The sequence below is a fragment of the Rhizobium sp. BK377 genome (assembly GCF_014193935.1).
GTDB lineage: Bacteria > Pseudomonadota > Alphaproteobacteria > Rhizobiales > Rhizobiaceae > Rhizobium.
Genome location: NZ_JACIAC010000001.1, coordinates 580,244 through 605,267 on the forward strand (window position 1 = coordinate 580,244; position 25,024 = coordinate 605,267).

23 protein-coding genes and 1 tRNA gene are annotated in these 25,024 nt (G+C 59.8%); 13 read left to right on the plus strand and 11 right to left on the minus strand.

The window, feature by feature from the left end; all coding sequences use genetic code 11:
- Positions 1 to 79 precede the first annotated feature (79 nt).
- Positions 80 to 2,314: a bifunctional (p)ppGpp synthetase/guanosine-3',5'-bis(diphosphate) 3'-pyrophosphohydrolase gene (locus tag FHT92_RS02905; RefSeq protein ID WP_183744399.1), complete on the minus strand. Its 2,235-nt coding sequence runs from the start codon at positions 2,312 to 2,314 to the stop codon at positions 80 to 82.
- 159 nt (positions 2,315 to 2,473) lie between these two features.
- The gene (gene rpoZ, locus FHT92_RS02910; protein WP_183730782.1) at positions 2,474 to 2,878 is read right to left on the minus strand and encodes a DNA-directed RNA polymerase subunit omega; all 405 of its coding nucleotides are present in this window, start codon (positions 2,876 to 2,878) and stop codon (positions 2,474 to 2,476) included.
- Positions 2,879 to 3,175: 297 nt separating this feature from the next.
- Here rpoZ and FHT92_RS02915 point away from each other — a divergent pair, with 297 nt between their 5' ends.
- Positions 3,176 to 3,757, plus strand: coding sequence for an NYN domain-containing protein (locus FHT92_RS02915; protein ID WP_007820126.1), 582 nt, complete (start codon positions 3,176 to 3,178; stop codon positions 3,755 to 3,757).
- 49 nt (positions 3,758 to 3,806) lie between these two features.
- Here FHT92_RS02915 and smpB read toward each other — a convergent pair whose 3' ends face one another.
- Together smpB and dapA are read right to left on the minus strand one after the other, a co-directional pair.
- Positions 3,807 to 4,286 carry an SsrA-binding protein SmpB gene (smpB, locus tag FHT92_RS02920; RefSeq protein ID WP_183730785.1) on the minus strand — a complete coding sequence of 160 codons (480 nt, stop codon included), beginning with the start codon at positions 4,284 to 4,286 and terminating at the stop codon, positions 3,807 to 3,809.
- A gap of 102 nt (positions 4,287 to 4,388) precedes the next feature.
- Entirely contained in the window at positions 4,389 to 5,273 is an 885-nt protein-coding gene (dapA, locus tag FHT92_RS02925; protein WP_183822395.1) for a 4-hydroxy-tetrahydrodipicolinate synthase, read from the minus strand.
- 216 nt (positions 5,274 to 5,489) lie between these two features.
- Between dapA and FHT92_RS02930 the strand changes: the two genes are divergently transcribed.
- Positions 5,490 to 7,568 carry a lytic transglycosylase domain-containing protein gene (locus tag FHT92_RS02930; RefSeq protein WP_183822398.1) on the plus strand — a complete coding sequence of 693 codons (2,079 nt, stop codon included), beginning with the start codon at positions 5,490 to 5,492 and terminating at the stop codon, positions 7,566 to 7,568.
- Between the two features lie 64 nt (positions 7,569 to 7,632).
- Positions 7,633 to 8,526 carry an alpha/beta fold hydrolase gene (locus tag FHT92_RS02935; RefSeq protein ID WP_183822401.1) on the plus strand — a complete coding sequence of 298 codons (894 nt, stop codon included), beginning with the start codon at positions 7,633 to 7,635 and terminating at the stop codon, positions 8,524 to 8,526.
- A gap of 133 nt (positions 8,527 to 8,659) precedes the next feature.
- On the opposite strand, the gene FHT92_RS02940 is transcribed toward FHT92_RS02935, so the two are convergent.
- Positions 8,660 to 9,712 (minus strand): porin, encoded by a 1,053-nt coding sequence (locus tag FHT92_RS02940; RefSeq protein WP_183744411.1) that lies wholly within the window; start codon positions 9,710 to 9,712, stop codon positions 8,660 to 8,662.
- A 580-nt stretch (positions 9,713 to 10,292) separates the two neighbouring features.
- Between FHT92_RS02940 and FHT92_RS29170 the strand changes: the two genes are divergently transcribed.
- Entirely contained in the window at positions 10,293 to 10,625 is a 333-nt protein-coding gene (locus tag FHT92_RS29170) for a hypothetical protein (protein ID WP_246715271.1), read from the plus strand.
- Positions 10,626 to 10,750: 125 nt separating this feature from the next.
- On the opposite strand, the gene FHT92_RS02945 is transcribed toward FHT92_RS29170, so the two are convergent.
- The 3 genes from FHT92_RS02945 to FHT92_RS02955 form a co-directional block, all read right to left on the minus strand.
- A tRNA-Ser gene (locus FHT92_RS02945) sits at positions 10,751 to 10,840 on the minus strand.
- Between the two features lie 141 nt (positions 10,841 to 10,981).
- Positions 10,982 to 12,199, minus strand: coding sequence for an FAD-dependent oxidoreductase (locus tag FHT92_RS02950; protein ID WP_183744452.1), 1,218 nt, complete (start codon positions 12,197 to 12,199; stop codon positions 10,982 to 10,984).
- 85 nt (positions 12,200 to 12,284) lie between these two features.
- Positions 12,285 to 13,400, minus strand: coding sequence for a Gfo/Idh/MocA family protein (locus FHT92_RS02955; protein WP_183822403.1), 1,116 nt, complete (start codon positions 13,398 to 13,400; stop codon positions 12,285 to 12,287).
- 208 nt (positions 13,401 to 13,608) lie between these two features.
- Here FHT92_RS02955 and FHT92_RS02960 point away from each other — a divergent pair, with 208 nt between their 5' ends.
- From FHT92_RS02960 to FHT92_RS02995, 8 genes are all read left to right on the plus strand, one after another.
- Complete coding sequence (locus tag FHT92_RS02960) at positions 13,609 to 14,481, plus strand: MurR/RpiR family transcriptional regulator (protein ID WP_183822405.1); 873 nt, start codon at positions 13,609 to 13,611, stop codon at positions 14,479 to 14,481.
- Between the two features lie 93 nt (positions 14,482 to 14,574).
- On the plus strand, positions 14,575 to 16,509 hold the full coding sequence (gene iolC / locus FHT92_RS02965) for a bifunctional 5-dehydro-2-deoxygluconokinase/5-dehydro-2-deoxyphosphogluconate aldolase (RefSeq protein WP_183822407.1): 1,935 nt from the start codon (positions 14,575 to 14,577) through the stop codon (positions 16,507 to 16,509).
- 25 nt (positions 16,510 to 16,534) lie between these two features.
- Positions 16,535 to 18,385 carry a 3D-(3,5/4)-trihydroxycyclohexane-1,2-dione acylhydrolase (decyclizing) gene (gene iolD, locus FHT92_RS02970; RefSeq protein ID WP_183822409.1) on the plus strand — a complete coding sequence of 617 codons (1,851 nt, stop codon included), beginning with the start codon at positions 16,535 to 16,537 and terminating at the stop codon, positions 18,383 to 18,385.
- A 65-nt stretch (positions 18,386 to 18,450) separates the two neighbouring features.
- A complete protein-coding gene (gene iolE / locus FHT92_RS02975) occupies positions 18,451 to 19,368 on the plus strand; it encodes a myo-inosose-2 dehydratase (RefSeq protein WP_183822411.1) in 918 nt (305 codons plus the stop codon).
- 158 nt (positions 19,369 to 19,526) lie between these two features.
- The gene (gene iolB / locus FHT92_RS02980; protein ID WP_183744466.1) at positions 19,527 to 20,324 is read left to right on the plus strand and encodes a 5-deoxy-glucuronate isomerase; all 798 of its coding nucleotides are present in this window, start codon (positions 19,527 to 19,529) and stop codon (positions 20,322 to 20,324) included.
- Positions 20,325 to 20,416: 92 nt separating this feature from the next.
- Complete coding sequence (locus FHT92_RS02985; RefSeq protein ID WP_183822413.1) at positions 20,417 to 20,662, plus strand: DUF1127 domain-containing protein; 246 nt, start codon at positions 20,417 to 20,419, stop codon at positions 20,660 to 20,662.
- 50 nt (positions 20,663 to 20,712) lie between these two features.
- On the plus strand, positions 20,713 to 21,546 hold the full coding sequence (locus tag FHT92_RS02990; protein WP_183822415.1) for an AraC family transcriptional regulator: 834 nt from the start codon (positions 20,713 to 20,715) through the stop codon (positions 21,544 to 21,546).
- A gap of 86 nt (positions 21,547 to 21,632) precedes the next feature.
- Positions 21,633 to 21,803 (plus strand): hypothetical protein, encoded by a 171-nt coding sequence (locus tag FHT92_RS02995; RefSeq protein WP_183822417.1) that lies wholly within the window; start codon positions 21,633 to 21,635, stop codon positions 21,801 to 21,803.
- A 45-nt stretch (positions 21,804 to 21,848) separates the two neighbouring features.
- On the opposite strand, the gene FHT92_RS03000 is transcribed toward FHT92_RS02995, so the two are convergent.
- Together FHT92_RS03000 and FHT92_RS03005 are read right to left on the minus strand one after the other, a co-directional pair.
- The gene (locus FHT92_RS03000) at positions 21,849 to 23,216 is read right to left on the minus strand and encodes an MATE family efflux transporter (RefSeq protein WP_183822419.1); all 1,368 of its coding nucleotides are present in this window, start codon (positions 23,214 to 23,216) and stop codon (positions 21,849 to 21,851) included.
- A gap of 37 nt (positions 23,217 to 23,253) precedes the next feature.
- Positions 23,254 to 23,694, minus strand: a complete 441-nt coding sequence (locus FHT92_RS03005) for a glyoxalase superfamily protein (RefSeq protein WP_183745343.1) — start codon at positions 23,692 to 23,694, stop codon at positions 23,254 to 23,256.
- A 370-nt stretch (positions 23,695 to 24,064) separates the two neighbouring features.
- Here FHT92_RS03005 and FHT92_RS03010 point away from each other — a divergent pair, with 370 nt between their 5' ends.
- A complete protein-coding gene (locus FHT92_RS03010) occupies positions 24,065 to 24,403 on the plus strand; it encodes a hypothetical protein (protein WP_183745347.1) in 339 nt (112 codons plus the stop codon).
- Positions 24,404 to 24,475: 72 nt separating this feature from the next.
- Here the strand turns inward: FHT92_RS03010 and FHT92_RS03015 are convergent, their stop codons facing one another.
- Positions 24,476 to 24,922: a host attachment protein gene (locus FHT92_RS03015; RefSeq protein WP_183822421.1), complete on the minus strand. Its 447-nt coding sequence runs from the start codon at positions 24,920 to 24,922 to the stop codon at positions 24,476 to 24,478.
- Between the last annotated feature and the right edge of the window lie 102 nt (positions 24,923 to 25,024).

Sequence of the window (25,024 nt, forward strand, 5' to 3'; positions counted from 1 at the left end):
TCAATATGCCTTTTTGGCCGTGAAATGATCACAAAATATGCAAAACGCAATTCGCAGTCCGCAAGACTTTAATAGAATCCTAATCGTAAAGGCGCCGGACCGTCGCGATGCAGTCCAGATCCTTGAGTTGGGCGAGAAGCTGGTTCAGCTGCCGCAGGTCCCAGACCTCCACCTCCAGGACCATTTCGGTGAAGTCGGTCGCCGCACGCACCGTATTCAGCATGCGGATGTTGACATCCAGGCTTGCGACCGTCTGCGCCACCTTGGCGAGCGTGCCGGGCTCGTTCAGCGCGTTGACCATGATCCGGGCCATGAAGCGGGATTTGTTGGCCTCGTCGAGATCCCAGCGCACGTCGATCCAGCGGTCCGGCTGATCATCGAAGCGCTGCAGCGCCGGCGACTGGATGGGGTAGATGGTGATGCCCTTGCCCTTTTCCATGATGCCGACGATGCGATCGCCGGGCACGGCGCCGGCCGGCGAGAACTTGACGTCGACATTGCCGGAGAGGCCGCGGATCGGCACGATATCGGGATCGCTCTCGGTGGAGGCGCGCCCGCCGTCGAGATCGGCCTTGGTCTTGCCGGGGATCTTGAAGATCATGCCTGCGGCGCTGCGGACGTTGAACCAGCCTTCGTCGCCGGCCGGCTTGACCGTGACGCGCTCGTCCTGATGATCGGGGTAGACAGCGCGCAGCACGTCGAGCGAGGACATCTCGCCGCGGCCGACGGCCGCGATCGCATCTTCCACATCCTTCTGCCCCAGACGATGCAGGGCAGGCTTCATGGCATCACGCGAGAAGATCTTGCCGGCGCGCTCGAAAGTGCGCTCCAGGATGCGGTGGCCGAGACCGGCATATTGCTTACGGATCGCCATTCGCGTCGCACGCCTGATGGCGGCGCGCGCCTTGCCTGTCACGACGATCTCTTCCCAGGCGGCCGGCGGCACCTGCACGCCGGAGCGGATGATCTCCACTTCATCGCCATTGTTGAGACGGGTCACCAGCGGCATGATGCGGCCGTTGATCTTTGCGCCGACAGTGGTGTCGCCGATATTCGTGTGGACGGCATAGGCGAAATCGATGGGTGTGGCGCCGCGCGGCAGGGCGATCAGTTTGCCCTTCGGCGTGAAACAGAAGACCTGATCCTGAAACAGCTCGAGCTTGGTGTGCTCAAGGAATTCTTCGGGGCTGTCGCCTTCGGCGAGCGCTTCGATCGTGTGCCGGAGCCAGGAATAGGCGTTGCTTTCGCGCGAGAGGATATCGCCATCGGCATTGGTGGCGCCGTCCTTATAGAGCGTATGAGCGGCGATACCGAATTCAGCGATCTCATGCATGCGTTTGGTGCGGATCTGCAGCTCGATACGCTGCATCGACGGGCCGACGATGGTGGTGTGCAGCGACCGGTAATCGTTCTGCTTCGGCGTCGAGATGTAATCCTTGAAGCGGCCGGGCACGACGCGCCAGCGCGTATGCACGATACCGAGCGCACGGTAGCAGGAAGGAATATCCTCGACGATGAGGCGAAAACCGTAGACATCGGAAAGCTGCTCAAAGGAGAGCGACTTCGACTGCATCTTGCGGAACACCGAATAGGGCTTTTTCTGCCGGCCCTTGACATAGGCACTCGTCAATCCATTGGCGATCAGCAGGTCGCGCAGTTCGGCCTCGATCTTCTTGACCAAGCCTTCGTTGCGCTTCGACAGTTCCTCGAGGCGTTTGGTGACGGTCTCGTAGGCCTCCGGGTTCATATGCCGGAAGGAGAGCTCCTCCAACTCCTCGCGCATGTCCTGCATACCCATACGGCCGGCGAGCGGCGCATAGATTTCCATCGTTTCTTCGGAAATGCGGGCGCGCTTTTCCTGCGACATATGGTCGAGAGTGCGCATGTTGTGGAGACGATCGGCGAGCTTGACCAGCAGGACGCGCACATCGTCGGAAATGGCAAGCAACAGCTTACGCAGATTTTCCGCCTGCTTGGCTTTCTTGGTGACGAGGTCAAGCTTCTTGATCTTCGTCAGGCCCTCGACGAGGCGTCCGATATCTTCGCCGAAGAGTTCGTCGATCTCGGCGCGCGTCGCCGTCGTATCCTCGATCGTGTCATGCAGGAGGGCGACCGCAATCGTCGATTCATCGAGATGCATGTCGGTCAGGATGGCGGCCACTTCGAGCGGATGCGAGATGTAAGGGTCGCCGCTCGCCCGCTTCTGCTGCCCATGCTTCTGCATGGCGTAGACATAGGCTTTGTTCAGCAGAGCTTCGTTGGCATCGGGCTTGTATTTCTGAACCCGTTCCACGAGCTCGTACTGCCGCATCATTCCAAGGCCACTCCAATAAAATAAAAGCGCGCCAATCGCAGATTGGCGCACACATGGGCAATATTATGCCTAAGCTTTACAGGCGCAAGATTGATGATTGGTAATCGTCGATCTTTTGCCGCGCAGGAAAACCCGACCGCTCAAAGGCCGGGGATGCGCTTAGTAATCGTCGCTCTTTTCCGGCGGGACAAGACCTTCGATACCGGCCAAAAGCTCTTCTTCCGACATCTGGTCAAAGGTGATTGTTTCCGGCAGGTCGTCCTGCTCTTCGCTGTCGGCAGATGCTGCAGCGCCGGCAGCGATCAGGCTCGCCGGATCGGGCTCGGGCTCGTCCACTTCCACATGCTTCTGCAGCGAGTGGATCAGATCTTCCTTCAGATCATCGGGGGACAGGGTCTCATCGGCGATTTCGCGCAGAGCCACAACCGGGTTCTTGTCGTTGTCGCGATCGATGGTGATCGACGCACCCTGAGAAATCAGCCGGGCGCGATGGCTGGCGAGCAGAACCAGCTCGAAGCGGTTCTCTACCTTGTCAATGCAATCTTCTACTGTGACACGGGCCATTGCCTGTCCTTTGCGGTCGTCTTTTCGGGATTAGAACGCCCGATACAATTAAAACCGGGCAAATTCAAGTTTTTCGTTCGTGTTCCCTCGCCTTTATCCGCGGCTGGTCTAAATTTCCATGCACAAGATGACATTTCCACCGAAGGTTGCTTGGAATATCCCGAATCGTGCCCTAAATCTTTCATATATGAATAATTCATAAAGTACGGAACAGCTCGACACCACATCCACAAGCCGCTGTTTTTATTGGGCTTAGTGGCTTATGGATTTCGATTACTCTCTTTGGATTGGTAAGCGATGTTTGACCCACGCGAAAAAATTGCACTCTTCATAGACGGCGCCAACCTTTACGCTGCATCCAAGAGTCTGGGCTTTGATATCGACTACCGCAAGCTCTTGAAAGCATTTCAGAAACGTGGATATCTGCTGCGCGCATACTACTATACCGCGCTTATCGAAGACCAGGAATATTCCTCGATCCGTCCGCTCATCGACTGGCTTGATTATAACGGCTACAAGGTCGTGACGAAGCCCGCCAAGGAATTTACCGACTCCATGGGGCGGCGCAAGATCAAGGGCAATATGGATATCGAGCTCGCAATCGATGCCATGGAACAGTCCGAAACGGTCGACCATCTCGTCATCTTCTCCGGCGACGGCGATTTCACCAATCTGGTTGAAGCGCTGCAACGCAAGGGACGTAAGGTTTCGGTCATTTCGACTATGTCGACCCAGCCGCCAATGATCGCCGACGACCTCCGCCGCCAGGCCGATCACTTCATCGATCTTCTGTCGTTGAAAGCCGAGATCGGCCGGGATCCTTCCGAACGTCCGCCGCGTCCCGCCGAAGTGGCACCTGCCAGCGATTTCGAAGATTGAGCCTTTAACCGCGAATATCGGCCTTTTATTTACGGATAGCGGCAAATGGTCAGCCGTTGTCTTTCAACAGACGGCTCTTCTGCCTGTTCCAATCGCGCTCCTTCTCGGATTCGCGCTTGTCATGCAGCTTCTTGCCCTTCGCGAGCGCCAGCTCGAGCTTGGCGCGGCCTTGATCATTGAAGTAGACCTTCATCGGGATCAGCGTCATGCCCTCACGATTGATGCCCGCACGTAATCGGTTGATCTCACGCGCGGACAAGAGCAGCTTGCGGCGGCGGCGCGGCTCGTGGTTGAAGCGGTTCGCCTGCAGATATTCCGGCAGATAGGAATTGATCAGCCAGATTTCGCCATCCTCATCCGAAGCGTAGGATTCGGCGATATTGGCCTTGCCTTCGCGCAATGACTTGACCTCAGTGCCCATCAGCACCAAGCCCGCCTCATAGGTATCGATGATCTCGTAGTTGAAGCGAGCCTTGCGGTTTTCCGCAACAACCTTCTTCACGATGCGCTGGCTGCCTTTGGGGGCCATGATGATAATTCCATTAGAGGGGCGCGATGCCGCGCCCTCATTTCCTGTCATCTATGTAAGAGAACGGCCCGGTCTTGTGAAGACACGAGCCGGTTTGCAGCCTCAGTTCAGCAAGCCAGCGTGACGCATTGCGGCGTCGATTGCCGCTTCCGTCGAGGGCTCCAGCGAGGACATCAGCGGTGAGCGCACGGTGCGGCTCATGCGGCCGAGCTTCGCGAGGCCGTATTTCGCGCCGCAGACGCCAGGCTCCATGAAGACTGCCTTGTGCAGCGGCATCAGCCGGTCCTGCAATTCCAGCGCCTTGGCGTAGTTTCCTGCGGCCGTCGCCGCCTGGAATTCTGCACAGAGGCGCGGGGCGATATTGGCAGTGACCGAAATGCAGCCAACACCGCCATGGGCGTTGAAGCCAAGCGCCGTCGCATCTTCGCCGGAAAGCTGCTGAAACTCCTTGCCGCAGGTGATGCGCTGCTCGGAGACACGCTCGATCTTGCCGGTCGCATCCTTGACGCCGACGATGTTCTTGTGCGCCTTGGCAAGCGCGCCCATCGTCTCCGGCGTCATGTCGATGACCGAACGGCCGGGGATATTGTAGATGTAGATCGGCAGGTCAACGGCTTCGGCGATCGCCGAATAATGAGCGATCAGGCCCTTCTGTGTCGGCTTGTTGTAATAAGGCGTGACGACCAGAACCGCGTCCGCGCCGACCTTCTCGGCATGCTGGGCAAGCTCGATCGCTTCGCGCGTGTTGTTCGAGCCGGCGCCGGCCATGACGGGCACACGCTTGGCCGCCACTTCGATGCACAGCTCCACCACCCGTTTGTGCTCGGCATGCGACAGCGTCGGCGACTCGCCGGTCGTGCCGACCGGCACGAGGCCGCTGCTGCCCTCCCCGATCTGCCAGGCGACATGAGCGGCGAAGCTGTCTTCATCGACCAGGCCTGCATCGGTGAAGGGGGTTACGAGCGCGGGGATGGACCCATTGAACATGCAAAGCTCCTCACGGCCGATATCCTTGCTTCAGCCGCATTCCATAAATAAGAGTTGCGCACCATAGAGCGGCAATATGGCCGCGACAAGCGCGCATAGATCGGTTTAGGGCAAAATCCGATAGCAAATGTGAATGAATTTTACCTGGTTTGGTAAGGTTTCGTTAATGTGCCTGCAGCCAAATGGAAGGGCGTATTTTCGTTGCGAGTCATCCGGATGAAGAGAGCCGTTCTGATACTGTCCGTCTTCGGTCTGGTGGCCGCGGCCTGGGGCAGTGCTGCATCGCAGCTGCCCGGCGAAGGCGCGCCCCTCCCCGCCGTCAAGCCGCTGGCTTTCGTACCGGAGACCGCATCCTTCCCTGAGTCGATCACGACCGGCGCCATCCCGCGCAATCCAGTGATCACACCTGTCAATAGCGATCTGAAGGCTGGTCTCGACGCGCTCTCCGGCAAGGATCCGCAACAGGCGCTCGCCATCCGCAACACCATGGCAGCGGGAACGCTCGATCGCCACATCCTGACCTGGGCAATCGCGACCTCCGGCCTGAAGGGCGTGCCCTCCTATGAGATCGCCAGTGCTTCAGACGAACTGAAGGGCTGGCCGGGTCTGGAGCGTTTGCGCAGCAATTCCGAGCGCGCGCTCTATGACGAGAACCCTGCTCCTGCCGCCGTGCTGAACGCCTTCGGAGATACGGCGCCCGAGACGCCGCAGGGTGCAATGATTGTGTCGCGCGCGCTCGTAGCGTCGGGAAAGTCTGCGCAGGCGACGAAATATATCGGCGGAATCTGGCGCGGACAGGTGCTAGACAAGGCAACCGAAGACAAGATCCTCGCCGAATTTGCCGGCCTGCTAACCGCAGCCGACCATAAGACGCGGATGGATTACCTGATGTATCGCGGTCGCGTGGCACAGGCCAAGCGCTTCGGCGATATGGGTCAGGCGCAGTCGCTCTACAAGGCATGGGCCGCCGTCGACGCCAGTGCGGATAACGCCGGCGCACTGCTGAACGCGGTCGATGCCAAGTGGCGCAGCGATCCGGGCTTTCTCTTCGCGCGCATCGAATATCTGCGCAAGCAGGACAAGTATCTCGAAGCTGCCAAGCTCTTGCAGCAGATACCGCGCGACCGCAGCGAACTGATGAATTCCGGCGAATGGTGGAACGAGCAGCGGATCATTAGCCGAGGCCTCGTCGACCAGGGACAATTCAAGGCGGCCTATCAGATCGTCGCCGCCGCCGTTGCAACAGTGCCGACGGATATCGTCGAAGCACAGTTCCATGCCGGCTGGTATGCGTTGCGCGGACTGCAGGATCCGACGGCGGCCGAGTCGCATTTCCGCAAGATCCTGCAGGTTTCGAACGGCCCGCTTTCCGTTTCCCGCGCCTGGTACTGGCTCGGGCGTTCGGCGGAAGCCGGCGGGCCGGGCAAGGCCAGCGAATTTTTCGCCAAGGCCGCAAATTTTCCGGGCACCTTTTACGGACAACTGGCGGCCGAGCGACTTGGACGGAAGATCTTGAACGTCACCTATCCATCGCCCACAACAGCCGACCGTCAGAACCTCCAGCAGCGCGAAGCCGTGCAGGCGATCGGACGGTTGGAGGCCGCAGGTCATGGCTGGCGCGCGACAGCCCTCTATCTGGCGCTCGCCGACCAGCTCCAGAGCCCCGGCGAGCTTGCGATCCTGACGGCCAAGGCCGAGCAGGCGGGCGACCATCATCTTTCACTGCAGATCGGCAAGATCGCCTATGGACGCGGCATCGATGTCGCAGCCCTTGCCTTCCCGGTCGGCGTCATTCCTGCGAACGCCAATATTTCCGGCTCGGGCAAGGCCCTTGCCTACGCGATTGCCCGACAGGAAAGCGCTTTCAACCCGGCTGCCGTCTCCGCAGCCAATGCCCGAGGACTCCTGCAGCTCCTGCCGGGCACGGCTCAGGCCGTCGCCAAGCGGCATGCCATTACCTATTCCAAGGAAAAGCTGACGGCCGATGCCGGCTACAATGCGACGCTCGGCGCGCATTATCTCGGCGAGCAGATCGAAGCCTTCGGCGGCTCCTATATCTTGACCTTCATCGCCTATAATGCCGGCCCAAAGCGCGTGCCGGAATGGATCGGCCGCTATGGCGATCCACGCGGCAAGCCGGTTGACGAGATCGTCGACTGGATCGAGCGTATTCCCTTTCCCGAGACGCGCAACTACGTTCAGCGAGTGATGGAGAATTATGAGGTCTATAAGGCCCGTCTGGGGCAGACGCCCGACATCGAGCGCGACCTCATCGGGGGTCGCAGCGCGACCTGAGACCGGCTGGCAGACCTACCGGAAGCACGCTACATCTCATTTTGACAGACGAGATGGGGATGTCATGGGCGAGGCGGTCACGAACGGGTTTACCGAAAAATTCTATGGATCGACCGATGGGCTGAAGCTCTACGCCCGCCATTACCAGCCGACCGGCGGAGACGCCGGTCGGCTGCCGATCGTCTGCCTGCCGGGCCTTACGCGCAATGCCCGCGATTTCCACGAAATCGCATTGCTTCTGGCACGGGACGCAGCTTTCCCGCGGCGTGTCATTGCATTGGACTATCGCGGACGCGGCCTGTCTGATCGGGATGATAACAAAGGAAATTACAATCTCGCTGTCGAATGCGGCGATGTGATTGCCGCCTGCGCTGCGTTCGGCATCGACCGAGCCATCTTCATCGGGACTTCGCGCGGCGGGCTGATCCTGCATCTGCTGGCGGCAATAAAGCCGGAGCGGCTTGCAGGCGTCATCTTAAACGATATCGGCCCGGTCATCGAGGCAGCCGGGCTTATGGCGATCAGGGACTACCTCAATCGTGCCCGCAGACCTCAGAGCTGGAGTGAGGCGGTCGATATCCTCAAGGAAAATCACGGCGCTTACTTTCCCGCACTTGGTTTCACCGATTGGGAGGGCATGGCGAATGCCATCTATCGGGAACAGAATGGCGTACCTGTCGCCGATTATGACCCCGCCATTGCCGAGCAGCTGAAAGCAGTCGATTTCAGCAACCCTCTCCCTGACCTCTGGCCGCAATTCGAAAGTCTGCGCTCCATACCGCTACTGGTTATCAGGGGAGAGTATTCCAATCTGCTATCGCGGCAGACGACCGACGAGATGACGAAGCGGCATCCGCGGATAGTGCAGATCACGGCGAAAGGCCAAGGTCACGCGCCGCTTCTGCATTTAGGAGACATTCCGGAGACGATCGGCAGGTTTGTCAGCAAACTCGGCTGATCCTGCGGCTGAAATCGTTCGCGTCTGACTTCACCTATTTTCAGATTGCCAATATGCATCGGCCCTCCGGTATAAAAATGAAAAAGCCCGGCTCGAAAGCCGGGCTTCTCTGAATGACCGAAGTCAGATCAGATTAGAATGCACGCTGCAGGCGGAAGAAGCCCGACGTTACGTCGTCAGCGTGATCCGGATCGAGGTACTGAACCGAAACCTTAGCGGAGAGGTTGTCAACGATCTGGTAGTCAACCGTTACACCAACCTTCCAGGCGTCGTTGTCCGAGAAGTCTGCGTCGGTCGTGGGGGTAACTACGCCATAGTTGCCGTAGTACTGAACAGCCGGGGTGATCTTCAGCTTGTCGGTAGCCTTGATCGCGTATTCAGCAGCGATAGCCCACTCAGACTTGTTGTAGTAGGCGTTCGGGTTAGTGGAGTAGACAGCTGCGAGGCCGAGCGTGCCCGGACCGATAGCAACGGTACCCATAGCGCGAACAGCGCCTTCTTCGTTATCAGTGTCGTAACCAGCGGTGATCTGGTAGGTGAAGGCGCCAGCCTTGCCACCGAGGCCAACAGCTACACCGAAGTTGTTAGGTTCTTCGCCATTGTAGAACGGACCGTCCTCCAGTTCGTCGACGCTGATGCCAGCGTAGAAGTCGCCGGTTTCGTACTGATAACGGATGGAGTTATGCAGGGTAACCGGGGAGCCGATGTCGTCCGTTTCGCCGGAGAGACCATCGTCCCACCAGGAGTAGAACAGACCAGCGCGGAAGCCGGCGATGTCCAGGTAAGCAGAGTCAAGCTGCGTCTTCTGGTTTGTAGCGTTGTCGGCGTTCGCCTGGATAACGATCACGCCTGTGAGCGGGCCGTATTCCGTGTCGCTCTTGGCCGTAAACTGAACCTGACCACGCGTACGGGCGTCCCAGCTCGAGTCGTTATCAACGAAACCACCGCCGCTGGCGCTGATCGAGCTAGCGCTCGGACCAGCATCAACCTGGAAACGGATGTAGCCGTTAATCTTGAGGCAGGTTTCCGTGCCGGGGATGTAGAAGTAGCCGGTGCCGTAGGCGTCGCAGACGCGAACGTATTCGACCGGTTCCGGTTCAGCTGCAACGATAGCGTCAGCAGCCTGAGCGCCGGAAACTACTGCCATAGCGGCAGCAGAGCCAAGAAGAAGGCTCTTGATGTTCATAATGACCTCCAATTCAAGTTTCGATCGGAGGTAAGATCACGCCTTACGGCGTTTCCCTGCCTTACCCCCGGTGTGAAGAAGTCGGGCGGTCAAGCCCTTGCTTCCGAGGCTGAAAATACAAGACGGCGGCTGTCACGCAATCACCAACTTGTGTTCGAGAGGGGTTTACGAAAACCTTACCCAAACCCTGTTGCTGAAAGGCCACAAATTGGGCAGCGGGGTCGCAGCGTGTTTAGGCTTTATTAAGAAAGTGCTTATTTTCCCGATATTTATTGCGCTTTCATGAGAGGGCAGCGCGTTCCTCTGTGCCAGATCGGCACCATTTTTCTGCCCGATTCCACTTTTTTGAGAAACCGGCCAGCGACCGGTGGAGCTCGCCAATCCGAAAATCGAAACCGCATTCAGCGTTAGCGGACGAGCGGCGATCGGTTTCCGTATGCGATTCGCCCCGCAATCATCGCGATTCGAGAACGAGGCATGTGGCCGGCTGGAGGGCAATTCCAGGCGATTCGATCGATGACGCTGTTCATCGGAGGTTCACGCCTGGGGGCTCAAGCTGAAGACCTAAGAGGATACGTCGATGAGAAAGCTATTACCAGCACTCGCAGCCGTCGTCCTGGCTGCATCTTTCGTCCCACCGCTGAACGCGGCGCCGATCTTCGTGCCGAGAGCAGAGCAAGTGCAGATTGGCAACGTCGAACAGATCAGACATCGGAGCCATCGGCATTGGCGCGCGGATCGCCACTGGAACCACCGGTACGCCTACCGTTCCTGCAGATACTATGGCAGATGCTACGGATATCCGCGCTACGGTTACAGATACCCGCGGTATTACGATCGCGATTATTACGGCTATCGCGATTATTACGGTTACCGTCCGCGGTCAGGAGTGACCTTGTATTTTCGGTTCTAACCGGTGACACTTGTCCGCCATGCCGCAGGTGCGGCAAGCCCCGTTGAGGCAGGCGAAATTCTGCTGTGGCAAGTGGTATGGCTGGATCGATATCGGCTGGCATTCATCTGACTCTATTAGACAGATGGCGGAGAAGATGGGATTCGAACCCACGATACCCTCTCGGGTATACTCCCTTAGCAGGGGAGCGCCTTCGACCACTCGGCCACCTCTCCGGTGGGAGCCCTGATATGGGTATTCACCGGTACGATCAAGCTTTTTTTGCAGTTTTCACACGTCCTTTATTTAGGTGGCAAACGCGATTGTGACGGTTCAAAACTGAAACTGCCTGCAGAGCCAAGCGAGCTGACTCCGCCTTAGCCCAGCAATTGCTTCAGATCGACGGAGGGATCAGCGAGCATCGCCCGATCCGGATTAATGCCTGATTCCAACATCTTCTTGCCCGTCACATAGGCTTTTGCATCGTTGATGGCGTCGACGGCGATCAGCTTGCCCTCGCGGAAATACCAGACGGAGCTTGCTCCTTCGCGGGCGCCGGGGCGCAGCAGCGTGTCGTCGTAGCCCATATTGAAGCCGGCGATCTGCAGTTTCACATCATACTGGTCAGACCAGAACCAGGGTTTCGGGTCATAGGGTTCGTTTCCGCCGGCGATGACGGCGGCGGCGGCGTCCGCCTGATCGACGGCGTTCTGGACCGATTCGAGCCGTATTCGACCGCCCTGCCACGGCAGACTTGCGCAGTCTCCCGCCGCATAAATCGACGGATCAGACGTGCGGGCGAATTCATCGACGATGATTCCATTGCCGACTTCGAGCCCTGCCTCCTTGGCGAGGAGATCGTTCGGCACCACGCCGATGCCGACGATGACGAAATCCACATCGATGATGCTGCCATCGGAAAGCTCGGCGCCGGTTACCCGGCCATTCTTGCCTACAAGATGCTTCAGGCCAGTCTTTTCGCGAATCGTCACGTCGTGGCTCTTATGGATCGCGCGCATGATGTCGGCCGTTTCCCTGGCGGCGACACGCTGCAGGATACGGTCGGCCATCTCGATAACGGTCACTTCAAGACCGAGATGGCGGGCGACGGCGGCAGCCTCAAGACCAATATAACCGCCGCCGATGATGAGGACACGGCGGCCGGGGCGCATTTCCCCTGCCAGCAGATCGGCATCACGCTTATCGCGGGCGACATAGACGCCTTCGAGATCGCCGCCGATGGCCGCAGGCAGGCGGCGGGGCGTCGAGCCCGTCACGATTGCCAGCGTGCCATAGTCGAGAGTGGAGCCATCCTGCAGCAGAACCTGCTTCGCATCGCGCTTGATCTGCTCGGCCCAGGTCGAAAGGCGGATCTCGACATTATTGTCTGGATACCAATGCTCGGGGCGGAACAGCAGGCGGTCGAAGGCCATTTCGCCGAGCAGATACTTCTTCGACAGAGGCGGGCGCTGGTAAGGAAGCACGTCTTCGGCGCCAATCAGCGTAATCGGACGCTCATCCTTCAGCGCACGCAGCTTGGCTGCCAATGCGAAGCCTGCCTGCCCCGCGCCGATGATCACCAGTCTGTCCGTCACGATACCACTCCCGAATATCAGCCATTCAACAGGGATAAGGCCTATCCCCTGCCCCAAACGCCGTCAACGGAAGCGAAGGCTTGCTTCAGCCGATCTCGATCCAGCGGCGCTCATGAAAGGACTGTGCCATGGCATGAACCGACTTCTCTATCCTGAGACCGTCTTCGAATGTCACGATCGACGCCAGCTCCCCGGAAATCGCCCGGATCAGTTCGCGGCATTCGATGATCTTGAGATCGTTGAAGCCGAGGCCGTGGCCGGGGGCCGGAATGAAGCGATCATAGGGATGATGGGCGGGAGCCGCCAGTACCTTGCGGAAGCCCTGCTCGGAGCCTCGTCCCTCGGCCTGATAAAGCTCGAATTCGTTCATGCGCTCCTGATCGTAGAGGATCGAGCCCTTCGAGCCGTAGATCTGCAACGCGATACGGCCCTTGCGGCCCCAGGCGGCGCGGTTTGCCATCAGCACCGCCGAGATACCGCCGCCGAGGCGCATCAGGACATTCGCCGCATCGTGATTTTCGACCGCGCGTCTGCCGCCTTCCTTCAGAGGACGGTCGGCATAGGGTTTGACCATATCCGTGGTGACGGCTTCGACATGGCCGAAGAGATACCAGAGCAGCGACAGCGGATGGACGGCGAAATCGTCGAGTGCGCCGTAACCGGCCGACAATTCGCTCTTCCAATAGAAGAGACCGTCCGGATCAGCCATGAAATCCTCGTCCATTTCGACGCGGATATGATTGACGGAGCCGATCGCACCTTCGCCGATCAGCGTCTTGATATGCCGCATGATCGGGTTCTGGATATAGTTGTAGCCGAGCACGGCGACCTTGCCGGATTGCCTGGCAATCTGAAGCATGCGCTCGGCATCGGCATAGGCGGGCGCCATCGGCTTTTCGCACCAGACATGCTTGCCCGCCTGCAAGGCGGCGATCGCCATTTCGGCGTGGAACTGGTTGGGTGTCGTGACGGAGACGACATCCACATCGGGATCAACAATCAGCGCCCGCCAGTCGGCCGTCGCCCTCTCGAAGCCAAATTCGGCAGCGCGGGCGCTTGCGAGCTCCGCATTCGCCTCTGCAAGATGCACGAGGCGCGGCCGCTCGACATCGCCGAAGACGGTTTTTACCGCGTTCCATGCCAGCGCGTGGCACTTGCCCATATAACCGGTGCCGATCAAACCGATGCCGAGTGGCTTCATTGCAGGGTCTCCTCCTCAACTCCGGAGGAATTTTTGGAATATTTGGATCATTTTGACAAGCATGTCCCGCTGCATCAATTCGGTCCGGCCTTCTCTAAATTGTCTAAAACCCTTGATTTTCAGCCTATTAAAAACAATTAGGCGCCTTCATCGAAATCGTTTATGCTCCGAAATATGGAATATTTGTTTCATCTTCTGAGCCGTCAGCATGGATAATGATCCCCAAAGAGCGCGCGTGCCACGCGATTTCGAAAGCCTGCGCAGTACGATCATCGAGCGCAAGGCGAACATGCCGAAGCGGCTGGCGCAGGTGGCCGCCTTTGCGCTCGGCAATCCCGATGAAATCGCGTTCGGCACGACGGCCAGCATTGCCGCGGCCTCCGATGTGCAACCCTCCACGCTGGTGCGCCTTGCCCATCACCTCGGCTATGAAGGCTTTTCCGATCTCCAGAGCATTTTTCGCGAACGGCTGCGTGACCGGACGCTGAGCTATGAGGAACGCCTCGTTACGCTGGAGCAGTCCGGCGGGGATGATGAGGATGCAACGCTGCTGACAGGCTTTATTTCCGCTGCGAGTCAGTCGGTGAACCGGCTTGCGGCGACGGTGCAGACGGACACTTTTGCGAAGGCCGTCGATATCCTGGCGGCGGCGGAGACCATCTATCTCATCGCCAAGCGGCGCTCCTATCCGCTGACGGCGCACATGACCTACGCCTTTTCCAAGCTGAACATCCGCCATCAGATCGTCGCCTCGCCAAACGGCGTCGATCCGGAGATGGTACAATTCGCCACGCCGCGCGATGCGGCGATTGCGGCGAGCTTTTCTCCCTATGCGGCCGACAGCCTTATCCAGAGCCAGGAGCTTGCCGATCGCGGTGTGCCGGTTGTTGCGATCACCGATTCGGCCTTCTCGCCGCTCGCTGCCTGCGCCACGCACTGGTTCGAAGTAGCGGAGGCCGATTTCGCCGGCTTCCGTTCATTGTCGGCCTCCATGGCACTCACCATGGCGCTGCCGGTTGCCATTGCGGAGCGGCGACGCAAATTACAGCACTCAAAACCCGTGAAGACAAAAATGGAATAAACATTCCGAATTGACAAAGAGACGGAACCAATGTTTCATTATTCAAAATTCGCGGACGGTCCAGGCCGCGTAAAAATCTAGCGGGAGGACATCATGGCACAATCGAATCCGGGCTCACAGCCGGAGCCGACACTCGACGTGATCACCATCGGCCGTTCGTCCGTCGACCTTTACGGTCAGCAAATCGGTTCGCGGCTGGAAGATATCGGTTCGTTTGCGAAATCCGTCGGCGGCTGCCCTGCCAATATCGCGATCGGCACGGCGCGGCTCGGGCTGAAATCGGCATTGATTACCCGCGTCGGCGACGAGCAGATGGGTCGCTTCATCATCGAGCAGTCGGCGCGCGAAGGCGTCGAGACGAAAGGCATCAAGACGGACAAGGACCGGCTGACGGCGCTGGTGCTGCTGGCGGTCGAGGCCGAAGGCGTTTCGCCGATGATTTTCTACCGGTCCGACTGCGCCGACATGGCGCTCGATGAAGGCGATATCGACGAGGATTTCATCAGGTCCTCGCGGGCGGTGCTGGTTTCGGGCACACATTTCTCCCGCCCGAATACGGAGGCCGCGCAGCGCAAGGCGATCCGCCTTGCCAAGGCGAACGGCCGCAAGGTGATTTTCGATATCGACTACCGGCCGAACCTCTGGGGCCTTGCCGGCCACGCCGAGGGCTTCGAGCGTTATGTGAAATCGGACCGCGTCTCATCGAAGATGAAGGAGACGCTGCCGGATTGCGATCTGATCGTCGGTACGGAAGAAGAGATCCTGATTGCATCGGGTGCCGATGATGTTCTCGGTGCGTTGAAGGAGATCAGACGCCACTCGCCTGCGACCATCGTTCTAAAGCGCGGAGCCATGGGCTGTATCGTCTATGACGGCCCGATCAGCGACAATCTGGAAGACGGCATTGTCGGCCAGGGCTTTCCGATCGAGGTGTTCAACGTGCTCGGCGCGGGCGATGCGTTCATGTCCGGCCTGTTGCGTGGCTGGCTGAAGGATGAACCGCTGAAGACCTGCGCCACCTGGGCGAATGCCTGCGGCGCCTTTGCCGTTTCCCGCCTGCTCTGCTCGCCAGAATATCCGACCTGGGCGGAGCTCGACTTCTTCCTGAAGAACGGCAGCAAACACCGCGCGCTGCGCAAGGACGAGGCGATCAACCACATCCATTGGGCCTCGACCCGCAAGGGCGAGATCCCGCTACTGATGGCGCTCGCCATCGACCACCGTTCGCAGCTAACCGCTGTCTGCGACGAGCTCAACATCGATTACAAGCAGATCGTCGCCTTCAAGCGACTGGCGGTGGAAGCCGCTGCCCGCGTTGCCAATGGCCGGACGGGCTATGGCATGCTGATCGACGAACGCTTCGGCCGCGATGCCTTCTTCGACGCGGCCAAGAAGGATTTCACCTGGATCGGCCGCCCGGTCGAGCTTCCGGGCTCCAAGCCGCTGCGTTTCGAATTCAGCCAGGATATCGGCTCACAGCTGGTGGAATGGCCGCTCGACCATTGCATCAAGTGCCTGTGTTTCTACCATCCCGACGATCCGGACGAGTTGAAGAAGGAACAGCAGGAGAAGCTGCGCACGCTCTTTGAAGCCGCACGCAAGGTTGGCCGCGAGCTGCTGGTGGAGATCATCTCCAGCAAGAACGGGCCGCTGACCGACGATACCGTCTCGACGGCGCTGGAAGAGCTCTACGCGCTCGGCATCAAGCCGGACTGGTGGAAGCTGGAGCCGCAGGCCTCAACCGGCGCCTGGAAAAAGATCGATGCCGTGATTGCCAAAAATGATCCATTGTGCCGCGGTATCGTGCTGCTGGGGCTTGAGGCTCCCGCCGACGAACTGGTGAAGGGTTTCGAGGCGACATTGGCGGCGTCCTCGGTCAAGGGCTTTGCGGTTGGCCGCACGATCTTTGCCGATGCGGCGCGCGGCTGGCTTTCGGGCAAGCTCAACGACGAGGAAGCGATTGCCGATATGGCCGGCCGCTTCAAGCAATTGACAGAGGCCTGGCTGAAAACGCGCGGTCTCAATTAAGTAGAGTGAATTTGGGAGGCGCCCGATGGGCAAGACGGTAAGATTGACGATGGCGCAGGCCGTCGCGCATTTCCTTAGAGTGCAGATGACCATCGTGGACGGCAAGAAAGTGCCGATCTTCGGCGGTGTCTGGGCGATCTTCGGCCACGGCAATGTCGCCGGCATGGGCGAAGCGCTCTATCAGGTCCGCCAGGAACTGCCGACCTATCGCGCGCATAACGAACAGGGCATGGCCCATGCTGCAATCGCCTACGCCAAGGCGAGCTTCCGCCAGCGTTTCATGGCCTGCACGACCTCCATCGGCCCCGGCGCGCTGAACATGGTGACGGCCGCTGGCGTGGCACATGTCAACCGCATCCCGGTGCTCTTCCTGCCCGGCGATATCTTCGCCAATCGCGCACCCGATCCGGTGCTGCAGCAGATCGAGGATTTCGGCGACGGGACGGTTTCGGCCAATGATGCTTTCCGCCCGGTCTCGCGCTATTTCGACCGTATCACCCGGCCGGAACAGATCATCACGGCGCTGAAGCGCGCCATGCAGGTTCTAACCGATCCGCTCGATTGCGGCCCGGTGACGCTGTCGCTCTGCCAGGACGTTCAGGCGGAAGCCTTCGACTATCCGGAAAGCCTGTTCGAAGAAAAGGTCTGGACGGTGCGCCGTCCGCAGCCGGATGCCGACGAGCTTGCCAATGCCATTGCCCTGATCAAGGCTTCGCAGAAGCCTGTCATCGTTGCCGGCGGTGGCGTTCTCTATTCGCAGGCGACGAAGGAACTTGCCGCCTTCGCGGAAACGCATGGCGTTCCCGTCGTCGTAACGCAGGCAGGCAAGTCGGCAATCGATGAACGTCATCCGCTGGCGCTCGGTTCCGTCGGCGTAACCGGCACCTCGGCTGCCAATGCGATTGCCGAGGAAACCGATCTGGTGATTGCCGTCGGCACGCGCTGCCAGGACTTTACAACAGGCTCATGGGCGCTCTTCAAGAATGAGAACTTCAAGCTGCTCAGCCTGAATATCGCGGCCTATGATGCGCTCAAGCATGACAGCCATCCGCTGGTTGCCGATGCCCGCGAGGGACTGAAGGCACTCTCGGCTGAGCTCTCCGGCTGGAAGGCACCGGCTGCCCTTGCCGAAAAGGCAACGAAGGAAAAGAACGTCTGGATGGAAGCCGCCGCCAAGGCGATGGGCACCACCAATGCCGCCCTGCCCTCCGATGCGCAGGTTATCGGCGCAGTCGCCCGGTCGATCGGCGGCGAGAAGACGGTGCTGCTTTGCGCCGCCGGCGGGCTGCCGGGTGAGTTGCACAAGCTATGGCCGGCGACTGTTCCCGGCAGCTACCACATGGAATACGGCTTCTCCTGCATGGGCTATGAAATCGCCGGCGGCCTCGGCGCCAAGATGGCGCATCCGGAAAAGGACGTGGTCGTTATGGTCGGCGACGGCTCCTACATGATGATGAACTCCGAGCTTGCGACCTCGGTCATGCTGGGTCTCAAACTCGACATCGTGCTGCTCGATAACCGCGGCTATGGCTGCATCAACCGCCTGCAGATGGCCACCGGCGGCGCCAACTTCAACAATCTCTTGAAGGACGCCTATCACGAGGTCATGCCCGAGATCGATTTCCGCGCGCATGCCGAAGCGATGGGAGCGATCGCGGTCAAGGTTTCCTCGATCGCCGAGCTGGAACAGGCGATCGCCGATTCGAAGAAGAATGACCGCACCTCGGTCTTCGTGATCGACACCGATCCGCTTGTTACCACCGACGCCGGCGGCCACTGGTGGGATGTCGCGGTGCCGGAAGTCAGCCCGCGCGGCGAGGTCAACAAGGCGCATGAGGCCTATGTCAAAGCGCGCGCTGCCCAGCGCGTCGGCTGATCGATTGCTATGATTTTCTGGAGGAGCGGCAGCGCTCCTCCGCGCCATTTCCAAGGAGACTATTCATGAAGGCCAAACTCGGCATGTCGCCCATCGCATGGTGGAACGACGATCTTCCCGAACTCAGCGACGACGTTTCCCTCGAGGAATGCCTGCGCCAGTCCCGCACCGCCGGCTTTACCGGCATGGAGCAGGGCCGCCGTTTCCCGAGCAACCCGCAAGAGATGCTGCCCATTCTGCGCGCCGCCGACGTGACGCTCTGCGGCGGCTGGTTCTCCGGCACGCTTGTCAACGAGGAGCTTGCGGCCAACAAGGACCGTATCGCGCCGATGATCGAGCTGTTCAAAGCGGTCAATGCGCCCTGCATCGTCTATGGCGAGGTCGGCCGCTCGATCCAGGGTGATCGCTCCAAGCCGCTCGCGACCAAGCCGCGGCTTGGCGATGACGAGATGAAGGCCTATGGACGCCGCGTCACCGAATTCGGCGAATGGTGCGCCGATCAGGGCATGCCGCTTTCCTACCACCATCATATGGCAGCTGTCGTCGAGACCGAGCCGGAGCTCGATGCCTTCATGAAGAATTCGGGCGCGGGCATTCCGCTGCTGCTCGATGCCGGGCATCTGGCCTTTGCCGGCGGTGACGTGCTGCGCGCGATCGACAATCACCATGCCCGCATCAACCATGTGCACGTCAAGGATATCCGCAAGGCCGTCGTCGATGGCCTGGATCGCAGCAAGCAATCCTTCCTCGACGCGGTGGCGCTCGGCGCCTTCACCGTGCCGGGCGACGGCTCGCTCGATTTCGGCGCGATCGTCAAGCGGTTTGCTGATTATGGTTATGAAGGCTGGTTCGTCGTCGAAGCCGAGCAGGATCCGCGTAAGGCGCCGCCGCAGAAGATGGCAGAGATCGGTCATGCCGAGCTGATGCGGGTCATGACGGCTGCCGGCTATACGGTGGAGACGGAAGGGTTTCCGAAGGGGTAACGGAAGAGAAAAACCCCTCCCCAGTGGGGAGAGATTGAAGCTAGCGTCGGAGCGCGCAGCCCCCTCATCCGCCCTCCGGGCACCTTCTCCCCGCTGGGGAGAAGGTGGCGGCAGCCGGATGAGGGGGCCGCACGCACCAATTCAGGAGGAGAATACCAATGCCAAACCTCAAGGTAAAACCGTCAGGCACGCATGGCCGCGTCACGCATGTGACCCCGGAAAGCGCCGGCTGGACCTATGTCGGCTTCGACATGTACTGCCTGAAGCCGGGCGAGACGGTATCGGGCGAGACCGGCGAACGCGAGGTCTGCCTCGTCTGGGTGAGCGGCAAGGGCAAGGCTTCGGCCGGCACCAGGGATTTTGGTACGCTCGGCGAGCGCATGAGCCCTTTCGACGGCGCACCGCACGCTCTCTATATCCCGATGGAATCGACATGGTCGGTGACGGCCGAGACTGATCTGGAGCTGGCCGTCTGCTCTGCCCCCGGCGGCGGCACCTATGAGGCGAAGGCCATTCCGCCGGGCACCCACCCGCCGCTGACGCGCGGCAAGGGCACGAATGTGCGCTACGTCAACAATATCATGCCTGAGGACGACAGCTCGGCGCATTCGCTGCTCGTCGTCGAGGTCATCACGCCCGGCGGGCACACCTCGTCCTATCCACCGCACAAGCATGACCGGGACGATCTTCCGCATGAAAGCATGCTGGAAGAGACCTATTATCACCGCCTCAACCCGCCCCAGGGCTTCGGCTTCCAGCGCGTCTATACCGATGACCGCTCACTTGACGAGGCCATGGTCGTGGAAGACGGTGACGTGACGCTGGTGCCTAAGGGATATCACCCTTGCGCGGCGACGCATGGCTACGATCTCTATTATCTCAATGTCATGGCTGGTCCGAAGCGTGTCTGGAAGTTCTACAATGCGCCGGAACATGAGTGGCTGCTGAAAGCCTGACGCAGCTGCAGATCGCTAAATAATCTGACAGCGGGCAAGCCGCACAAATGGTTCAATCCTCCCATTCCAACGCACTGGATGGAGGAAACACCATGCGCGGCTCTAGCCTTACAATTTATGCCCAGACCACCCGCCGAACGGAAACCAGACAGTCCCGGCTTCTTGCAGGTCTGGTGACCGGCTTTCGTTTGATGGCACGAAAGCTCGCCGAACGGCGCAGTCGCAGCGCCGTCATGGAGCTGTCAGACGATCAGCTGAAGGATATCGGTCTTTCCCGCGGCCAGATCGAAAGCGACGTGCATATCTCAAGCCACTACTGGAGCAACAAGGGATTGTGATAAGGTGCCGCGGCGGGCACTGCTCGCCGCGCAAAAATCCGGAAACACCGATGTCGCAATTTTCGACCGCATTGCTCTTGAAGACGAAGACTGTCGCGATCCGCGACATTGTCTGCAATGGGGAATGCCGTCACAAGAGCGACGAGGAATGCGCCCACAAGATGAGCCTCGTCTATCCCTATCGCGGTGTCTTCATGCGCCATGTCGGGCGCGCCGACACGGTGGCGGAAGCCAATCAGATGCTCTTCTTCAATGTCGGGCAAGGCTACCGCATCAGCCATCCCGTCGAGGGCGGTGATGCCTGCATCGATCTTTCCATCGACGAATCCCTTTTGGCCGAGCTTGCGCCCAAGGATCAGGTGCAGGCCGGCGAGCTGTTCGGTTTCAAACGCCAGCGCAGGCGTATCGATCCGCGCGCGCAGGCGCTTGTCGCGCTTCTTCGCCACGGGTTGCGCCGGGGTGTTGCCGAGACGCTGGAAGCGGAAACGCTGGCGCTCACTCTCGTGCGCCGTTCGCTTGGCGAACGCACCTCGCATGCAGCGGGTGCGAGTGCCGGAAGGCAGAAACTTGTCGACCGGGCAAAGCTCGTGCTCTCCTCCGATCTCGCGCGACGCTGGACGCTCGCCGAGATCGCAACGGAAGTCGGCGTTTCGCCTGTCTATCTCACGCAGGTCTTCCAGCAGGTGGAGGCGACGCCACTTTACCGCTATCAGCTTCGACTTCGCCTTGCCCGAGCGCTCGATCTTCTTGGCGGGTATGAGGATCTGACGGCGCTCGGCCTCGATCTCGGTTTTTCCAGCCACAGCCATTTCACCGCATCCTTCCGCCAGGCCTATGGCCAGACGCCGGCGGAATTTCAGCGCGCGACACGGCTTCGGGCGTAAAGTCGCTAAAGAATTCGACAGCGGCGAAAGGCGAGCAGTGGTCTCATGATCCTGCCCCAAACGGGACCCAACCGGAGGATGACAAGATGAAGAAGACCACATGCGCTGCCTGCGACTGCGAGCTCGGGCCGGATGCCATCAGCGTGAAGCTTGGCGGCAAGACCGTTGAAGTCTGTTGCGAGGAATGTGCGCAGGCGCTCGGAGAAGCGGAGGCTGCTGCGGTATCCGCATCCGCACCCGCAGCCAGCGGGGATTGAAAAAGGGCCGCGCCGGCAAGGTGCGGCCCTTTCTTGCTTTTCTTTTCAAGCGGGCAGCAGCCCATAGCGCCAGCCGAGCCGCCTTGCATTGCGCGCAAGCACAGTGAAGGCCAGCAGGAACATGCAGGCCTCGGCAAAGACCGGCACCATCCAGATGCCCATCTCCCCGAACGCACGCGGCAGCAGGAAAGTCAGCGGCAGCGTGAAGAGATAGGCGCGCGACAGGCCGAAGATCGCTGCGCGTCTGGCATCGCCGATCGCCTGGAAATAGCCAGACAGCACCATCATCTGGCCGAACAGAAAATAGGCGCCGATCGTCCATGGCAGGATGCGCGAGACCTCGGCGATGACGACGGGGTCGGCAACGAAGACATGGCCGAGGCGACTAGCCAGCAATTCCACCGTAATCTCTACGCCGGTGCAGTAGACGAGGGCTGCGATCAGGGCAACTTGCAGGCTGCGACCGACACGCTCGGAAAGGCCGGCTCCATAATTGTTGCCGCAGATCGTCTGGAAGGCGATGTTGAGGCCGAGCAGCGGCAGATAGGCGACGGTCATCACACGGGTGATGATGCCGTACGCCCCGACGGTTGCGGCGTAATCGCCCTCGCCCCAAATTGACAGGTTGAAGATCACGGCTGCCGAGCAGAGCGAGATGCCGATGAAGCCGAGGCTCATCGGCGCGCCAAGTGCCAGGATCGGCCGCCAGTCCGAAAGTGGAAAGCGGGTGGCCGGGCGGAGCGCGCGCTCGTTGCGCGAGCGGTAGATCAGCACGGCAACCAGGCAGATCGCCTGGGCGAGCACCGAGCCCACCGCCGAGCCGGCCACACCCCATCCAAGGATCGCCATGAAGAACCAATTGGCGGCGATGTTGAGTGCCGTGGCGGCAAGCATCACCATGGTCATGAAGCCGATCCGGCCTTCGCTGCGCAAGGCATCGATATTGAGCGACAGGAAGAAGGCGATGGGCGCGGCACCGGCCATGATACCCATGAAGGTGCGGGCATTTTCGGCAACGGCGAGATCGCCTGCGGCGGCATTGTCGACGATGTTCCAGCCGACCGTCCAGTAGATCGCGTTGATGACGAGCACCACCACGATTGCCAGCACATGGGCAGCCGCGAACGTGCGCCGGGCAGCATCGCGATTGCCTGCGCCGAGTTCACGGGCAAGGATGCTCGCCATACCGTTCGAGACGAGCGACTGGAGGGCGACCAGCATCATCAGGCCGGGGAAGATCAGTGTGACGGCGGAAAGTGCGCCAGCCCCGACATAGGCACCGAGGAAATAGGCGTCCACCACGGCGAACAGGCCGTTGATAGTGGTGATCAGAATGATCGGCAGCGCAGTGCGGACAAAAACCGCAGGCAGCGGACCGGTCAGAAAGGCATTGGTTTCAGAGCGTGAGGTCATGGACGGAATCCGGGTGCTACGGGCAGCAATTTGGCGATCAGATATCGAGAACGAGATGCGGCAGACCGTTGGAGGTCTTGCGCGGCGAAACGCCATTCTCGTCGATCTGGGCGTGGATGCGCTGTCGGAAGGCCGAGAAGCTCTCGAAGGTCACGACATCAACAGGCTCATCGAAATGGATGGTGATCCTGTAGAATTCGCTGCCCGGGACGGCCGCAAGCGCCAGAACCTTGCCGGTGAAGGGCTGGTTCAGATAACGCCCGCTGACATGGGCGCCGACGAAAATCGGCGAGGCGGGTTTGTCATTGGGCTTGGCAGCGAGGGCAGAGAGCGTATTCCAGTCGCGGGCGCCATATTGGCGGGCGATCAGTTCGAGAGCGGCGGCATGGCTCATCTCGCTGCCGCGCTCGGTCATGGCCTGGCGCAAGCGCTTTGCCTGGGCCTTCAGCTCGTCGATCGGTGGATAGGTCATAGTCATAGTGGTACGAGTCACGGGTTCAGCCTTTCAAAGGCATGCCATTCGACTGTCAGGGGGGCTCGCATTGCCGTCAGTCAGCATGCATAGGGGCTGTGACCATGATCGCGAGGGCTTCACCATGGATGTTTCATCCGCGAGCAGCAGGTGCCTCGAACCGGCTTCTCTATGCGCGACCACGGACGCCAAGTCAATGATGGCGCAGGCTTGACTGAAAATTGGGCGGATTCTGAACAGTATAGCCTGCAATAAAAGCGTTATGCCGTTAGGTTTTGCACAAGCTTTCAATTTTAAGATCGTTGTTCAGCAGATGTAAGTATTCACGCGTTAAAATCTGATCGTACAACAAGCGGAGGCTGATATGGCCTTTCAGATGCACCTCGACACAGAACATCCCAAGCCCGAAGAGGCTTACAGGGAGTTCAACCTCGACCGGCCCGGCAACATCATCTTCGTCGGCCACCATCTCAGCACCGGCACGCAAGTGCGCTGCCTGATCCGCACCATCACGCTCGCCGGCGCGCTGCTGGAAGTCAGCCCCAGCCTAGAAATGCCGCAGAATTTCTTCCTGGAAATCCTCGGCATCCATGACGAGATCGGCGCGACCGTGGTCAAGCGCGAAGACGAGTTCGTGACCATCAGCTTCAACATGCTGCTGAACCCCGAATTCCTGCATCACGTGCTGCGGCTGAGTTTCGAAACCAGCCTGTGATTCCCTCATTTTCGGCCATATAAAAAGCGCGGGCCGTTTGACCCGCGCTGGAAGAGCGATAGCTTGCGGCGATCAGGCGGCAAGATACCGCTCGATCTGATCGACGGGAAGGTTGGTATAATCCTTCGCCACCTCGGCTGAGATCGCTGCCTGCGCATCGGCGCTGAGATTGGGACGCAGCGTGCCGAGCGCACGCGGAGGCGCCACCAGAACGATGCGCCTTGCCTCCTTCTCATGCACGAGTTCATCGAGTTTTACCGCAACTTCTCTCAGGAAGTCGGCTTCGGCCTGGTCCTGCCAATCGGTCTCTTCCATGGCGCTGCCGCTGAGCCCGTCCGGGGCATAGGCGCGGCCCGGCTTGTCGGTACCAAGCTCACGGGTCGGCTGATTGGGCTGTGTGAGAGTTTCACGGACCTGAAGGTTCATCAGCTCGGCGTCACCTGCATTCTGCAGGATCAAGGCTTTTGCCCCATCGCACACGACGACCCAGGATTCCCAGGGAACTTTGACATCTGTCATTTCAGTTTCCTCGCTTTCATCATTGGAAGCAGCGCATCGTTAAGAGAAAACGCCCGGCAATTGAAAGAGTTCGGGAAAAATCTGCCCAAAGAGAATCAACCG